This is a genomic window from Streptomyces sp. A 4/2, from assembly GCF_940670765.1.
GTDB lineage: Bacteria > Actinomycetota > Actinomycetes > Streptomycetales > Streptomycetaceae > Streptomyces.
Window position 1 is genome coordinate 67,207 of sequence record NZ_CALNVW010000011.1, and the last position, 14,156, is coordinate 81,362.

14 protein-coding genes are annotated in these 14,156 nt (G+C 71.5%); 6 read left to right on the forward strand and 8 right to left on the reverse strand.

The window, feature by feature from the left end; translation table 11 throughout:
• Positions 1-248: 248 nt before the first annotated feature.
• Positions 249-1,352, reverse strand: a complete 1,104-nt coding sequence (locus NBY69_RS09165; protein WP_250299708.1) for a hypothetical protein — start codon at positions 1,350-1,352, stop codon at positions 249-251.
• Between the two features lie 51 nt (positions 1,353-1,403).
• Between NBY69_RS09165 and NBY69_RS09170 the strand changes: the two genes are divergently transcribed.
• Positions 1,404-2,561, forward strand: a complete 1,158-nt coding sequence (locus NBY69_RS09170; RefSeq protein ID WP_250299745.1) for a cystathionine gamma-synthase — start codon at positions 1,404-1,406, stop codon at positions 2,559-2,561.
• A 117-nt stretch (positions 2,562-2,678) separates the two neighbouring features.
• Here NBY69_RS09170 and NBY69_RS09175 read toward each other — a convergent pair whose 3' ends face one another.
• The 3 genes from NBY69_RS09175 to NBY69_RS09185 are packed head-to-tail and all read right to left on the reverse strand — an operon-like array spanning position 2,679 to position 4,060.
• A complete protein-coding gene (locus NBY69_RS09175; protein WP_250299710.1) occupies positions 2,679-2,930 on the reverse strand; it encodes a hypothetical protein in 252 nt (83 codons plus the stop codon).
• Entirely contained in the window at positions 2,927-3,505 is a 579-nt protein-coding gene (locus NBY69_RS09180) for a sigma factor-like helix-turn-helix DNA-binding protein (RefSeq protein WP_250299713.1), read from the reverse strand. Before NBY69_RS09180 ends, NBY69_RS09175 begins: the two co-directional genes overlap by 4 nt.
• A 51-nt stretch (positions 3,506-3,556) precedes the next feature.
• Positions 3,557-4,060 (reverse strand): MarR family winged helix-turn-helix transcriptional regulator, encoded by a 504-nt coding sequence (locus tag NBY69_RS09185; protein ID WP_250299714.1) that lies wholly within the window; start codon positions 4,058-4,060, stop codon positions 3,557-3,559.
• A 157-nt stretch (positions 4,061-4,217) separates the two neighbouring features.
• Between NBY69_RS09185 and ilvA the strand changes: the two genes are divergently transcribed.
• The 3 genes from ilvA (at position 4,218) to NBY69_RS09200 (ending at position 7,535) form a co-directional block, all read left to right on the forward strand.
• Positions 4,218-5,447, forward strand: a complete 1,230-nt coding sequence (gene ilvA / locus NBY69_RS09190; RefSeq protein ID WP_250299717.1) for a threonine ammonia-lyase — start codon at positions 4,218-4,220, stop codon at positions 5,445-5,447.
• Between the two features lie 229 nt (positions 5,448-5,676).
• Positions 5,677-6,684, forward strand: coding sequence for an ATP-binding cassette domain-containing protein (locus NBY69_RS09195; protein WP_250299718.1), 1,008 nt, complete (start codon positions 5,677-5,679; stop codon positions 6,682-6,684).
• Positions 6,681-7,535, forward strand: coding sequence for an ABC transporter permease (locus tag NBY69_RS09200; protein ID WP_250299720.1), 855 nt, complete (start codon positions 6,681-6,683; stop codon positions 7,533-7,535). Before NBY69_RS09195 ends, NBY69_RS09200 begins: the two co-directional genes overlap by 4 nt.
• 96 nt (positions 7,536-7,631) lie before the next feature.
• Here NBY69_RS09200 and greA read toward each other — a convergent pair whose 3' ends face one another.
• Positions 7,632-8,129 carry a transcription elongation factor GreA gene (greA, locus tag NBY69_RS09205; RefSeq protein ID WP_250299721.1) on the reverse strand — a complete coding sequence of 166 codons (498 nt, stop codon included), beginning with the start codon at positions 8,127-8,129 and terminating at the stop codon, positions 7,632-7,634.
• Positions 8,130-8,281: 152 nt separating this feature from the next.
• A complete protein-coding gene (locus tag NBY69_RS09210) occupies positions 8,282-8,686 on the reverse strand; it encodes a DUF4307 domain-containing protein (protein ID WP_250299723.1) in 405 nt (134 codons plus the stop codon).
• Positions 8,687-8,784: 98 nt separating this feature from the next.
• Here NBY69_RS09210 and mca point away from each other — a divergent pair, with 98 nt between their 5' ends.
• Both mca and NBY69_RS09220 read left to right on the forward strand, forming a co-directional pair.
• Entirely contained in the window at positions 8,785-9,666 is an 882-nt protein-coding gene (mca, locus tag NBY69_RS09215; RefSeq protein ID WP_250299725.1) for a mycothiol conjugate amidase Mca, read from the forward strand.
• A 2-nt stretch (positions 9,667-9,668) separates the two neighbouring features.
• A complete protein-coding gene (locus NBY69_RS09220; protein WP_250299727.1) occupies positions 9,669-9,902 on the forward strand; it encodes a hypothetical protein in 234 nt (77 codons plus the stop codon).
• Positions 9,903-10,073: 171 nt separating this feature from the next.
• Here NBY69_RS09220 and NBY69_RS09225 read toward each other — a convergent pair whose 3' ends face one another.
• Together NBY69_RS09225 and NBY69_RS09230 are read right to left on the reverse strand one after the other, a co-directional pair.
• Positions 10,074-13,283: a tetratricopeptide repeat protein gene (locus NBY69_RS09225; RefSeq protein WP_250299729.1), complete on the reverse strand. Its 3,210-nt coding sequence runs from the start codon at positions 13,281-13,283 to the stop codon at positions 10,074-10,076.
• A gap of 391 nt (positions 13,284-13,674) precedes the next feature.
• The coding region (locus tag NBY69_RS09230; protein ID WP_250299730.1) for a Uma2 family endonuclease at positions 13,675-14,156 on the reverse strand (482 nt) is incomplete at its 5' end.

Below are 14,156 nucleotides of genomic sequence, written 5' to 3' on the forward strand. Positions count from 1 at the left end.
GTGGACGGCCAGCGTACTCAGCCCGGAGAGCGTCCCGGGGAGCAGCCGGAGAGCGTCCCGGGGAGCAGCCGGAGAGCAGCCCGGGGAGCAGCCGGAGAGCAACCAGGGGATCAGGCCGCAGAGCAGCCCGGGGACCACTCACCGGCCCCGGCTCAGGCCCCGGCTCAGGCCCCGGCCCCGGCTCAGGCCCCGGCCCCGGCCCCGGCTCAGGCCCCGGCCCCGGCTCAGGCCCCGGCCCCGGCCCCGGCTCAGTGCGGCAGCGTGGCCGGACTGCCGCCGTTCGCCTCGTACCCCGCGACCGCCAGCGCCCGGTACACCGCGTACTCCGCCGCCGGATCCGCACCCAGCGTCCACGGCAGCGCGCCCACATGACCGTCTATGCGGACCAGCTGGTTCATCGCCTCCGACCAGCGCTCGGAGCGGACGAGGAAGAAGACCAGCAGATGGCGTACGTGCGCGAGCACCGGGTCGTCGGCGCGCGCCGTGTGCACCGCGTGCAGTGCGCCTTCCACCGCCCGGGTCACCGACTCGCTCCGGTAGAAGCTCCGCACCATGTTGACCTCGGGCAGGTGCTCGTACAGCGCGAAGAGGGGCAGCGCGGCGAGCAGCGAACCGCGCGGCGCGCGGGCCGCCGCCGCGTGGGCGAACTCGTCGGCCCGCGCGCGGGAGCCGTGCCACTTCTCGCACCAGTAGTGCAGCGCGGCGAGGTGCGCCCCCATGTGCTCGGGCGCGCGGTCGATCACCTTGGCCCACACCTCTTCGAACTGCGGCTCCGGATAGGCGAGTCCGCGGCCGACGGCCAGCTCCACGATGTACGGAATCGGGTCGCCCGGTGCGAGCAGCGCCGCCTCACCGCAGACCGTGTGCGCCTCCTCCAGGATGATCCGGAAGTCGTCCGTCCCGGCCGTCGAGGACCGCCAGGCCTGCTGGATCAGGAACTCGGCGTGGATCTGGGCCGCGCCCGCGTCCTTCGGGGACTCCGAGCGCCACTTGCGGAGCCAGGCCCCGCCGACGCCGGGCCGCTGTGCCAGTTCCAGCGAGGCCGCCCCGGCGAAGGCCTGCACCCGCTGCCAGCGCTGCTCGCCGGACTTCGGCGTACCGGCGAGCAGCTGGGCCGCGGGGCGCCAGTCCTGGGTGCGCTGCACCAGGGCGAGGACGTCCAGCAGATCCTGGTCGGGGCCGGGCAGCCGCACGTCCAGTTCCTCCTGGCGCAGGAATCCGTAGTCGTCGGGGTCCGCGGCGTCCGGGGAACCGGGCAGCACCTGCCGGATACCGCCGCGGGAGCGCAGCACGATCGGGCTGAGCACGGCCGTGAACATGCACACCGCGAGCAGGATCCAGAGAATCTCCATGTCCCCAGCGAACCAGACACCACGGGCCTCTGGCCACTACGCTCGGTGCCCATGAGCGACGAGCACAGCGTGCACCGCAGTTTCGAGACCCTCGCCATTCACGCAGGCAACACCGCGGACCCCCTGACGGGCGCGGTCGTACCCCCGATCTACCAGGTCTCCACGTACAAGCAGGACGGGGTGGGCGGACTGCGCGGGGGCTACGAGTACAGCCGCAGCGGCAACCCCACCCGTACCGCACTCGAAGAGAACCTGGCGGCCCTGGAAGGCGGGCGGCGTGGGCTCGCCTTCGCCTCCGGGCTCGCCGCCGAGGACTGCCTGCTGCGTACGCTGCTCGCGCCGGGTGACCATGTGGTCATCCCGAACGACGCGTACGGCGGCACCTTCCGGCTCTTCTCGAAGGTCGTGTCCCGGTGGGGCGTGGAATGGTCCGTCGCCGACACCTCGGACCCGGCGGCGGTACGGGCCGCGGTCACCCCGCGTACCAAGGTGATCTGGGTGGAGACGCCCTCCAACCCGCTCCTGGGGATCACCGACATCGCGGCCGTCGCGGACGTGGCGCGGACCGCGGGCGCCAAGCTCGTCGTGGACAACACCTTCGCGAGCCCCTACCTCCAGCAGCCGCTGGCGCTCGGCGCGGACGTCGTCGTGCACTCGACGACCAAGTACATGGGCGGGCACTCGGACGTCGTGGGCGGTGCGCTGATCGCCAACTCCGATGAGATCGCCGAGGAGTTGGCGTACCACCAGAACGCGATGGGTGCGGTCGCCGGGCCGTTCGACGCGTGGCTGGTGCTGCGGGGGATCAAGACCCTCGCCGTACGGATGGACCGGCACAGCGAGAACGCGGCGCGGATCGCGGAGATGCTGACCCGGCACCCCAAGGTGACGAACGTCCTCTTCCCCGGTCTGCCCGAGCACCCGGGGCACGAGATCGCGGCCAAGCAGATGCGGACGTTCGGCGGCATGGTGTCGTTCCAGGTCGCTGGCGGCGAGCAGGCGGCGGTCGAGGTCTGCAACCGCGCCGAACTGTTCACCCTGGGTGAGTCGCTGGGCGGGGTGGAGTCGCTGGTGGAGCACCCGGGACGGATGACGCACGCCTCCGCGGCGGGCTCGGCGCTGGAGGTCCCGGCGGATCTGGTGCGGCTGTCCGTGGGGATCGAGTCGGGCGACGACCTGATGGCGGATCTTCAGCAGGCGCTGGGCTGACCCTCCCGGTCGGAACCAGCTGGGCTGACCCTCCCCGTCAGAACCAGCTGGGCTGACCCTCCCCGTCAGAACCAGCTGGGCCGACCCTCCCGGTCGGGCGCTGGGCCGACCCTCCCGTCAGAACCCCTCCACCGGCGGCGTCGTCCGGACCGGTGGAGGGGCCCACGGGTGGGTCACCGCGGCCCACACCACGAACACCACCAGCCCCGCTGTCAGCAGCAGCCACAGCAGTCTGCGGCCCGCGGTGCGACGGCGCCGCATTCTCGTGCCGCGTACCGTCGCCCTGGCCACCAGGTCCGCCGGGACCAGCGGATGCGGGCCCTCCAGCATCCGGCGGACCACGTCCTCCTTGCGGTCCGGACGGTTCACGGCTTCGCTGCCTCGGGGAGGCGCGGCGCGGGCCGTCGGGGCGTGCGGTGCATGGCCGCCGTCGCGCGGGCGCAGATCGCGCGGACCCGTTCCTCCGGAAGTCCGACGAGCGCCGCGGTCTGTTCCTCGGCGACCCCCTCGTACAGCCGGAGCACGAGGATGAGACGTTCCTGCGGGGTCAGCCGCGCCAGTACACCGTCACCCGGCCGCGTCACCCGGCCCACCCGGTTCACCCGGCCCACCCGGTTCACCCGGCCCGCCCGGTTCAGCCAGTGCGCCCGGCCCGTCCCGAGCGGGCGGTGGTGGCGCCAGGCGCTGTGCGCGAAGCGGGACGCCAGTTCCTGACGGGTGCGGTCGTACGGGTCCTCGCCGCGCAGCCGGTCCCAGCGCGCGTACGTGAGCGAGAGGGCGGCCAGCAGCAGCCGTCGCGCCCGTGGGTTGTCATCGACGGGCTCGGCCGTCAGCAGGGTCGCGGCATGCAGGAGCCGTCCGGCCGCGCCCGCGACGAAAGCCTCGAACTCCTGGGCACGGCTACGTTCCCGGGCTGCCGTCCGCTGGTGCGCAGGCTGCTGCACAGTGCCTCCCTGGTCTCATCCGAGAATCTGAGAACAGGTCGGCACCCCCGGTCAAGAGGTCGGCGTACCGGGGTCCTGCGGTCCCGCGGTGCGGGCGGAGAGCGCCGAGTTGAAACGGGTGAGCAGCGTGCAGAAGGTCTCCCGGTCGTCCTGCGACCAGCCGTCCGTGACCTGCGCCATCAGTGCGCGGCGCGAGGAACGCACCTCTTCCAGGCGGCTCTCGCCGCGCGGGGAGAGCTGCAGGACGACCGCCCGGCCGTCCTCGGGGTGCGAAGTGCGCTTGACCAGGCCGGTGTCGACGAGCGGGGCGACCTGACGGGTCACCGTCGAGGAGTCGATGCCCATGCCCGCGGCGAGCGCCTTGACCCCCATCGGGCCTTCGCGGTCCAGCCGGTTGAGCAGCAGGTAGGCGGCGCGGTCCATCGAGTTGCGGACCTGACCGACGCCCCCGAGCCGGGTCTGCTCGGCACGGCGGGCGAAGAGGGCCACCTGGTGCTGGAGAACATCGAGGAAGCCTGGGTCAAGATCGGAAGTCATGTCCTGAGAAAGGGGCATGGCCGGGGGCTCTCTTCGTGCGAGGGGCGGACAGTGGGGGACAGAGTACGCGGCCCGGCGCGGACCCGTACCGGCGCTGCGTCAACCTGTTGCCCGACATGTCGGCCCCGCCGGGCTCGGGCGGCCCGGTGGCCGTCGAGCTGCGAGACTTGCCGGTATGAGCTTCGGTACGTCACGCCCCCTGCCACCACTGATCCTTGATGACGTCCTCGGAGCGCAGAAGATGCTCTCCGGGGTGTCGCGCACCACCCCGATCGAGGGCAGCAGGCACCTCTCCGCGCTGGTCGGATCCCCGGTCCGGTTCAAGTGCGAGAACCTCCAGCGGACGGGTTCGTTCAAATTGCGCGGTGCGTACGTCCGGATCTCCGGGCTGACCCCGGAGGAGCGCGCCGCCGGGGTGGTCGCGGCGAGTGCGGGCAACCACGCGCAGGGTGTCGCGCTGGCCTCGTCCCTTCTCGGTGTGCGGTCCACGGTCTTCATGCCGCTGGGCGCCCCGCTGCCGAAGGTCGCGGCGACGCGTGAGTACGGCGCGGAGGTGCGGCTGCACGGCCACGTCGTCGACGAGACCCTCGCCGCCGCGCAGGAGTACGCGCAGCGGACCGGAGCCGTCTTCATCCACCCCTTCGACCACGCCGACATCATCGCCGGGCAGGGCACGGTGGGCCTGGAGATCCTGGAGCAGTGCCCGGAGGTGCGGACGATCGTCGTCGGCATCGGCGGCGGCGGTCTGGCCGCGGGGATCGCGGTGGCGGTGAAGGCGCTCCGGCCGGACGTGAAGGTCGTCGGCGTGCAGGCGGCGGGGTCCGCCGCCTATCCGCCCTCGCTCGCCGCGGGCCGTCCGGTGTCCATCGAGGCGCCGGTGACGATGGCCGACGGCATCAAGGTGGGCCGCCCGGGAGACGTCCCGTTCGGGATCATCAAGGAGCTGGTCGACGAGGTCCGTACGGTCTCGGAGGACGAGCTGTCCAGCGCCCTGCTGCTCTGTCTGGAGCGGGCGAAGATGGTGGTCGAGCCGGCCGGGGCGAGCCCGGTGGCGGCGCTGCTGAGCGATCCGGGGTCCTTCGAGGGGCCGGTGGTGGCGGTCCTGTCGGGCGGCAACGTGGACCCCCTGCTGATACAGCGCATCCTCACGCACGGCCTGGCCGCCGCGGGCCGTTACCTCTCGCTGCGGCTGCGGCTGACGGACCGTCCCGGCGCGCTCGCGACCCTGCTCGGGGTGCTGTCGGTGGTGGACGCCAATGTCCTGGACGTCAGTCACGTACGGACCGATCCCCGGCTCGGGCTCACCGAGGCGGAGGTGGAGCTGCACCTGGAGACCAAGGGTCCGCAGCACTGCGTCGAGGTGGGTGCGGCGCTGCGGGACGCGGGTTACACCGTCATCGGGTAGCCCTGCCCGGTCATCGGGTAGCGCCCCGCGGCAGCCGCTCGGGCAGCAGCCCGAGTGGTCCCGTACACGAGCGGAGAACCCCCTGCACATACGCGATACATCGCGATAGGGTGCGTGGGTCGCGATCCGTGGCGCCGTCTTGAGGGGCGAAGCGGTCGTCGCAAACCTACGATGTGTGCAGAAATCGCCTGGAAATCACCCAGAACGCACCCATGCGGGGGGAACCCATATGCCTGGCGCCATTTACGCCGAAGGCCTGGTCAAGACCTTCGGTGACGTACGCGCACTCGACGGCGTGGACCTCGATGTCCCGGAAGGAACGGTTCTGGGCCTGCTCGGGCCCAACGGCGCCGGCAAGACCACAGCCGTACGCGTCCTGACGACCCTCCTGCAGCCGGACAGCGGGAAGGCGTTCGTCGCCGGGATCGACGTGCTCAAGCACCCCACGGAAGTGCGCCGGTCCATGGGCCTCTCCGGCCAGTTCGCCGCCGTCGACGAGTACCTCACCGGCCGCGAGAACCTCCAGATGGTCGGCCAGCTCTACCAGATGTCCGGCCGCGCGGCGAAGAAGCGTGCGGTCGAACTGCTCGACCGGTTCCACCTCGCCGACGCGGCCGACCGCCCGGCCAAGACGTACTCCGGGGGCATGCGGCGGCGTCTCGACCTCGCCGCCGCGCTCGTCGTCCAGCCGCCCGTGATGTTCATGGACGAGCCGACCACCGGCCTCGACCCGCGCAACCGGCAGCAGCTGTGGGAGGTCATCGAGGAACTCGTCGCGGGCGGCACGACACTGCTGCTCACCACCCAGTACCTCGAAGAGGCCGACCACCTGGCCCACGACATCTGCGTCATCGACCACGGCAAGGTCATCGCCCGCGGGACCTCGGACCAGCTCAAGGCGCGCACCGGCGGCGAACGGGTGGAGGTCGTCGTGCACCAGCGCGACCAGATCGGCCCCGCCAGGGAGGTGCTGACCGCGCTCGGCACGGGCGAGGTCGCCGTCGCCCAGCACACCCGCAAGCTCACCGTCCCGGTCTCCGGCGGCGCCAGGCTGCTCGCCGAAGTCATCAGGGACCTGGACGCGCGCGGTGTCGAGATCGACGACATCGGACTGCGCAGGCCCACCCTCGACGACGTGTTCCTCTCCCTGACCGGCCACGTCGCCGAGGTTCCCGAGAACGGCACCGAGAACGGCACCGAGAACGTCACGGACACCGCACAGGAGGCCGGCAAGTGACCGCAGCCACGGACACCGCACCCAACCCGGCGGCCCCCCGGCCGCGCGGCGGCATCACGCAGTCGGTCAGCGACTCCCTGGTCATCGCGAAGCGCAATCTGATCCGGATGACCCGGATCCCCGAGATCGTGGTCTTCGGCCTGGTCCAGCCGATCATGTTCGTGGTGCTCTTCAGCTACGTCTTCGGCGGGTCCCTGGTCGTCAACGGCTCCACCAGCGCCGTCGGTTACCGCAACTTCCTGATGGCGGGCATCTTCGCGCAGACCGTCACCTTCGCCACGGCCGGTGCCGGGGCGGGCATCGCCGACGACATGCACAAGGGCCTCATCGACCGGTTCCGCTCGCTGCCGATGGCCCGCGGCGCGGTGCTCACCGGACGGACGATCGCCGACCTGGTCCAGACTGCGCTCACCCTGGTGGTGCTGGCGATCGTCGCCCTGCTGGTCGGCTGGCGCACCCACGAGAACATCGGGAAGGTCCTCGGCGGCTTCGGGCTGCTGCTTCTGCTGGGGTACGCGTTCTCCTGGATCGGCGCGCTGATCGGCCTCTCGGTCCGTACGCCGGAAGCGGCCACCTCCGGGGGGCTCGTCTGGCTCTTCCCGGTGACCTTCGTCTCGAACGCGTTCGTGTCGACGGAGATGATGCCCGGCTGGCTCCAGCCGATCGCGGAGTGGAACCCCTTCAGCGCGACCGTCCAGGCCTGCCGGGTGCTCTTCGGCAACCCGGGCGTGTCGACGTCGGACGCCTGGCCCATGCAGCACCCCGTCTGGGCCTCGCTGCTCTGGTCGCTGCTCATCTTTGTGGTCTTCCGCACACTGGCGGTCCGCAAGTACCGCTCGGCGACGGCCTGACCGTCCGGCGGGAACGGGAGAGCCCCCGGTCGCGAGCGATACGCGCCGGGGGCTCTCCGCACAGCTGGTTCAGCCCGTTCAGCTGATTCAGCCGGTTCAGCCCTTGAAGGGCTCGGCCTTGAGGATCTTCACCGTGGCGGTCTTGCCGTTCGGCAGCTCGTACTCGGCGTTCTCGCCGACCTTCTTGCCGATCACGCCGGTGCCGAGCGGGGACTGGGGGGAGTACGTCTCGAAGTCCGAGCTGGCGTACTCGCGGGAGGCGAGCAGGAAGGTCATCGTGTCGTCCTCGTCGCCGTCGAAGGCGATCGTCACGACCATGCCGGGAGCGGCTTCGCCGGAGGTCGCGGGGGCCTCGCCGACCTTCGCGTGTTCGAGCAGCTGGGTCAGCTGGCGTACGCGCAGCTCCTGCTTGCCCTGCTCCTCCTTGGCCGCGTGGTACCCGCCGTTCTCGCGCAGGTCACCCTCCTCGCGGGCCGCCGCGATCTTGGTGACGATCTCCGAGCGTGCGGGACCCGACAGATACTCCAGCTCAGCCTTCAGCTGGTTGTACGCCTCCTGGGTCAGCCAGGTGACGTTTTCGCTGGTCTGGGTCACTGGTGCTCCTCGTAGGTACCGGAAATACAAAGCATCGCCCTACCCAGAAGGATGTGCCTCCAGGGGCGGGCGAAACCACGAGCCTAACAATTCCGGCGCGGAAGGGGGAGGAGGTAACGGGTGCGGTCCGTGGCGGCGGCCGTCGGCCGGGGTCAGGAGCCGGTCTGGCAGCCGACCAGCTCGACGCTGGTCGCCCGTGCGGTGGTCCGTACCGTGATCACCTGGTCGATCCGCTTCTCGCGCTGGTCGAACCGGGCGTCCTTGCGGCCGACCTCGTCGCCGTCGGTCTCCCGCAGGCGCAGCGTGCAGGTGCCGTGGACGTTCGCGTCCTTGCGCACTTCGAGGTGGACGTCGACGGCGTGGTCCGAGGCGATGTCCCAGCTGATGACCTCACCGCTGATCGACTTCCCGCCGATGGACTGGTAACCGAACCAGCCGACGACCACGAGCGCCACGGCGCCGAGCACCGCGCCGATGATCTTCAGCTTGCGGTCCGCGCGCTGGTCCGCGGAGCCGCCGTAGCGGCCCGCGGGGAGCTGTTCGCCTACCGCCGTCATGATCGTTCCTCCAGTGCAGGGGAATCCCGGAATTTTCCGGCCCCTCAGTCGGTCACTATAGAAGCCGCCGATTGCGACGAATCACTGAGGATCCTGTCTTGACTGAGCAGCTTCGCCTGATGGCCGTCCACGCCCACCCCGACGACGAGTCGAGCAAGGGTGCGGCGACCATGGCCAAGTACGTGTCCGAGGGGGTGGACGTGCTGGTCGTGACCTGCACCGGAGGCGAGCGCGGCTCCATCCTCAATCCGAAACTGCAGGGTGACTCCTACATCGAGGAGCACATCCACGAAGTCCGCAAGAAAGAGATGGACGAGGCACGCGAGATCCTCGGCGTCGGCCAGGCCTGGCTGGGCTTCGTCGACTCGGGTCTGCCCGAGGGCGACCCGCTGCCGCCGCTGCCCGAGGGCTGCTTCGCGCTGGAGGACGTCGACGTCGCCGCGGGACGGCTGGTGAAGCTGATCCGTGAATTCCGGCCGCAGGTCGTCACGACGTACGACGAGAACGGCGGATACCCGCACCCCGACCACATCATGACCCACCAGATCTCGATGGTGGCGTTCGATGCCGCGGCGGACACCGAGAAGTACCCCGAGGCGGAGTTCGGCCCGGCCTTCCAGCCGCAGAAGCTCTACTACAACCAGGGCTTCAACAAGCCCCGCACGGTGGCGCTGCACGAGGCGCTGCTGGCGCGCGGCATGGAGTCGCCGTACGCGGACTGGCTGCAGCGCTGGAAGGAGTTCGAGCGCGCCGAGCGCACGCTGACCACGCACATTCCGTGCGCGGACTTCTTCGAGATCCGTGACAAGGCGCTGATCGCGCACGCCACACAGATCGACCCCGACGGCGGCTGGTTCCGCGTCCCGATGGAGATCCAGCAGGAGGTCTGGCCGACCGAGGAGTACGAGCTGGCGAAGTCTCTCGTGGACACATCCCTCCCCGAGGACGACCTCTTTGCGGGCATCCGGGACAATGCCTAGTTATGAGCGCTAGCCAGGCATTGACGCACCTCGTCCCTCTGGCCGAGGTCGACGACAACAAGGTGACTCCGGGCCTTCTCGGCTTCCTCGTTTTCGCGGCCCTGGCCGTGGGCGTGTGGCTGCTGATGAAGTCGATGAGCCGCCACATGGGCCGGGTCTCCTTCAAGGAGGCACCGGAGCCGCAGGCCGAGAAGGTGGCGACGGCCGCGTCGGCGGCGGACCCCGAACGGGGCTGACGGACGCCCCGGGCCAGGAGCCGGTGGACCCGGCTCCTGACCCGGACCCCCGCCCTCGCCGGACCGGCCGGGTGACAGCCCGTCCGGCGATGGCGGACGGCCGGAAGCCGGAGCCGGGACCGCCCGCCCCGGGTCCGCCTACTGCGGTGCTGCCGCCACCGGCCGATCCGCCTACTGCGGCGCGCCCGTCACCGGCACCCCCATGACCTCCCGGGAGTTCCGGGTCGGGACCATGCCCAGCAGCCACGCCTGCCAGCCGTCCTCCAGCTCCACACCCCGGTCCAGCACCAGCGCGTACGCCTCCGCGCAGTCCGCCAGCTTGCTGTCGCGGCTCGGGTGCGGGGCGCCGATCAGCTGGGACAGCTCCTCGGCCGCCACCGCCGCACCCACCTCCGAGCCGCCCGGTGACGCGTACGGCAGCAGCGTGCAGCGCAGGAAGCGCGCCCAGTCGACGCCCCGGCGGTCGCCGTACCCCGCGAAGAGGTCCGCCGCCTCGTCACAGAGCTGGAGTGCCTGGGCGGAGCGGTTGTTGCCCGCGTCGATCAGGGCCAGCTCCAGGCAGGTCCACGCCTCGCCGTGCGCGACACCGATCCGCTGGAAGTCGGTGCGGGCGTCGACCAGCAGCTGGCGGGCGAAACCGCTGTTGCGCAGGTTGCCCGTCCGGGCCGCCTGCTGGTCGCGGGTGACCCGCCCCGAGTGGTGGCGGGCGCAGGCCAGCCCGTACACGTCCCGCATCCGCGAGAACATCGTGCGGGCCCGCTCCAGGTCCCGCACCGCCTGGTCCCGCTCGCCGCGCTCCTCCAGGGCCAGCCCCAGGTAGTACTGCGTCCACGCCTCGCCCCGCGCGTCCTCGTTGTCCCGGTGCCGGGAGAGCGCCTGGCGCAGCTGGTCCACGGCGGCCGACGGATCACCGTCGAACAACCGGACCCTGGCGAGCTGGGTCATCGCCCAGGCCTCACCGCGGCCGTCCCGGGTCTGCCCGTACGCGTCCAGCGCCGTCCGCAGCTCCTCCTCCGCCCGCGGCACGTCACCCAGCCGCAGGCACAGCTGCCCCAGCTGGAAGTGCGTCCACGCCTCACCGTGCAGGGAATCGCTCTCCTGGTGCAGGACGAGCGCCGTCGACAGCAGCGTCAGCGCCTCCGGCAGATTCGCCCGGTCCCGCTCCACCGCCGCCAGCGCGTGCAGCGACCACGCCCGGTCCGCCGCCAGCTCCGGCGCCGCCTGGAGCGCGATCGCCTCCCGCAGCCGCGCCGACGCCTCCGTCAGATTGCCCTGGTGGTGCAGGGTGATCCCCAGCGAACAGAGCGCGAGCGCCTCACCGGCATCCTGCTGCGCCTCGTGGTAGAGGTCCACGACCGAACTGAGCGTCGTCCGGGCCTTGTCCAGCTCACCGAGCTGACGGGCCGCGATGCCCGTACGCCACTGCACCGACCGGGCCAGCAGGCCCTGGCCGACCGCCTGGGTCAGCTCACTGATCTCACCCAGCCGGTAGAGGTCACCGCGCAGCAGGCAGTAGTCGCAGAGCGCGCCCAGCAGATGCAGCACCACATCCTGGTCCACCCCCTCCGCCTGGCGCAGCGCCGACGTGATGAAGCTCGACTCCTCGTCCAGCCAGCGCAGCGCCGCGTCCAGCGAGGCGAAGCCGTGCGGTCCGAACTGCCCCGCCCGGGTGGAGAGTTTGCCGTCCACCAGCCGGATCACCGCGTCCGCCAGCTCCGCGTAGCTCTGGATCAGCCGCTCCTGGGCCGCCGTACGCTCCGACTGCGCCTCCTCTTCCTCCAGCCTGGCCTGCGCGAACGTCCGTACCGTGTCGTGCAGCCGGTAGCGGCTGCCCCGCACCTGGCCGATCAGACCGGCCCGTGACAGCAGGGTCAGCAGCCGCCGCGCCTCCTGGTCGTCCGCGCCCAGCAGCGCCGCGGCTGCCGCCACCCCGAGGCTGGCGCGGCCGGCCAGCGCGAGCCTGCGCAGCAGCCGCCGCCCCTGCTCGGGCTGATCGCTGTAGCGCAGCCGCAGGGCGCGCTCCACCGGGTCCAGCCGGGTGTACGTGCCCAATTGCGCGGCGAGTTCGCGGGTCGAACGGGGGCCGAGCGAGGAGCCCGCGACCCGCAGCGCCAACGGCAGCCCGCCGCACAACTCCGCGACCAGATCGGTCGATTCGGCGTCGTACGGGTCCTCGCGCTCCTCCGCGATCTCCCGCAGCAGCTCCTCCGAACCCGCCGTGTCCAGCGCCTCGACCGGCAGCTGGTGCACCCAGGCCGTCAGGTCGGCGGGCAGCTCCAGCGGGGTGCGGGCCGTCACCAGCACCAGGCTGTCCGAACGCGCGGGCACGAGCGCCCGCACCTGGTCCGCATCGGACGCGTCGTCGAGCACGACCGTCACGGGCAGCCCCGTCAGATGCTGGTGGTACAGCTCGCTCAGCCGCTTCAGATGCTGCTCGGGAGAGGAGCGCTCCCGGAAGAGCAGCTGCTCACGCGGCGCGCCGAGCCGGTTCAGCAGATGCAGCAGCGCGTCCCGGGTCGACAGCGGCGGCTCGTCGCGGGTCGCCCCGCGCAGATCGACCACGCACGCCCCGCGGAACTGGTCCTTCAGCTGGTGCGCGGCGCGCACCGCCAGGGTGGTGCGCCCGGAGCCGGGGGCCCCGTGCAGCACCACGACCGTCGGCCGGGTCTCGGTGGACGCGCGGGCCGCGTGCACCCACTGGGCGATCTGCGTCATCTCCTGACGGCGGCCCGCGAACGGCCCCTCCGGCTGCGGGAGATGACCGAACGACTGCTCAAGGACGGACCGCCTGCGGGCCGCCGCGCTCTTGTCGGTGCGCCGCAGCTGCGGCGGCACCGTCCCGGCCGCCTTCTTCCTGGGCGTGCTGAGCATCCGCTGCTGGTCCAGGTACGGGCGGATGCCGCGCACCTCCAGCGCCGTCAGCCACTGGAGCCGCAACTGCTCGGTGCCGCCCGGCTGGCCCTGCGCCCCGGCCCTGCGGTGCGCCGCGGGCCAGTGCGAGGCGGTCACCTTGACGACGGTGGCGGCGGCCCCGGCGACCGCGACGACCGCACCGGTACCGAGGGCGGTGCCTCCGCCCGTACCGAGAGCGACGTCCGCCCCGAAGGCGGCCACCGCCGCAACACCCGTGACCAGCAAGGGAGTTCCGATCGAGCCCCGGTTGAAGTGCGCGGACAGCGGATGCTGCTCGGCCGCTGCGGCGTCCAGGGACCGGGTGTACGCCGCGTACTCGTCCGCGGCGCTCACCGCGAGCGAATCGAGCGCACCACGCCCGCGCGCCAGGAGCGTGCCCCCGTCGGCCCGGCCTCCGGAGCGCCGCACCTCCTCCTCCACGGCGCGCGCCAACAGCCTCTCCGCTTCAGCCCGATGGCCGTCCCGCATCTGCATTCCCCCTCCGGGATATTCTGTTCGGACTGCAAGTGTCCTGTGTACGGCCGCGGAACGCGAGGGAGTCCGGCCCAACTCCCCTGACCGGAGGACGTCGTACGGGGTCCGGACGCCGGATCCGCGCGGGCAGGGGCGTGCGCGGTGACGGAGGAGGCCCGGCGAAGCGATGCCCCGGTCTTCCCGAGTGCCGGGTGTGGCGCGTGCCACTGGTGTCGGTGAACTCACGAACCGGGTGGTGTCCGGGCCCTTCACGTCTCGCTGAGGACCACGTGGTTTCCGCGGAGCTCCGACCGTCGTCAGGGCCGAGCCGGGCCGGACGGGCGCCGAGCCTCGGCCCCGTATGCGCACAGCGGCTCAGTCATGCGGAAATGATCTTCCGGCGTCGTCAGACGGATCCCAGGTCGACGGTCACGGCGAACGGCGCGGCAGCCTTGATCACGCCGGTGAACATCTCGCCGTCCCGGTAGACCTTGGTGGCGGGGTCGAGAACGTAGGTGTAGATGATCGGGACGCCGGTGGCGGCCTGTTCGATCCGCCAGTAGAAGGGGATGCCGGCCCTGGCGTACTGATCCACCTTCACGATCCGGTCGGTGGTCTCCGAGCCGGGTGACACGACCTCGACGACCAGGAGCACGTGCTCGGGGCGAGTGGGCGTGAGGTCGATGGTCTCCGCCCGGTAGACGATGACGTCCGGATGGCGGTTGGTGAGCGGAACGTCCTGCAGGCGGACGTCGAAGTCCGTGTCGGCGTTCCAGTCCGGGCCTGCGGCGGCGTCCAGGGCATTGGCCAGGATTCGGGCCAGCCGGTTGTGCCGCTTGGAGGCGCTCGGGCTCACGACGACCATCCCGTCCACGATCTCGATGCCGG

Bases quoted from the DNA above. Each gene is read 5' to 3' on its own strand.
- NBY69_RS09165 (WP_250299708.1), bottom strand. From the start codon at position 1,352: ATGGAGATTCTCTGGATCCTGCTCGCGGTGTGCATGTTCACGGCCGTG.
- NBY69_RS09170 (WP_250299745.1), top strand. From the start codon at position 1,404: ATGAGCGACGAGCACAGCGTGCACCGCAGTTTCGAGACCCTCGCCATT.
- NBY69_RS09185 (WP_250299714.1), bottom strand. From the start codon at position 4,060: ATGCCCCTTTCTCAGGACATGACTTCCGATCTTGACCCAGGCTTCCTC.
- ilvA (WP_250299717.1), top strand. From the start codon at position 4,218: ATGAGCTTCGGTACGTCACGCCCCCTGCCACCACTGATCCTTGATGAC.
- NBY69_RS09195 (WP_250299718.1), top strand. From the start codon at position 5,677: ATGCCTGGCGCCATTTACGCCGAAGGCCTGGTCAAGACCTTCGGTGAC.
- NBY69_RS09210 (WP_250299723.1), bottom strand. From the start codon at position 8,686: ATGACGGCGGTAGGCGAACAGCTCCCCGCGGGCCGCTACGGCGGCTCC.
- NBY69_RS09220 (WP_250299727.1), top strand. From the start codon at position 9,669: ATGAGCGCTAGCCAGGCATTGACGCACCTCGTCCCTCTGGCCGAGGTC.
- NBY69_RS09225 (WP_250299729.1), bottom strand. From the start codon at position 13,283: ATGCGGGACGGCCATCGGGCTGAAGCGGAGAGGCTGTTGGCGCGCGCC.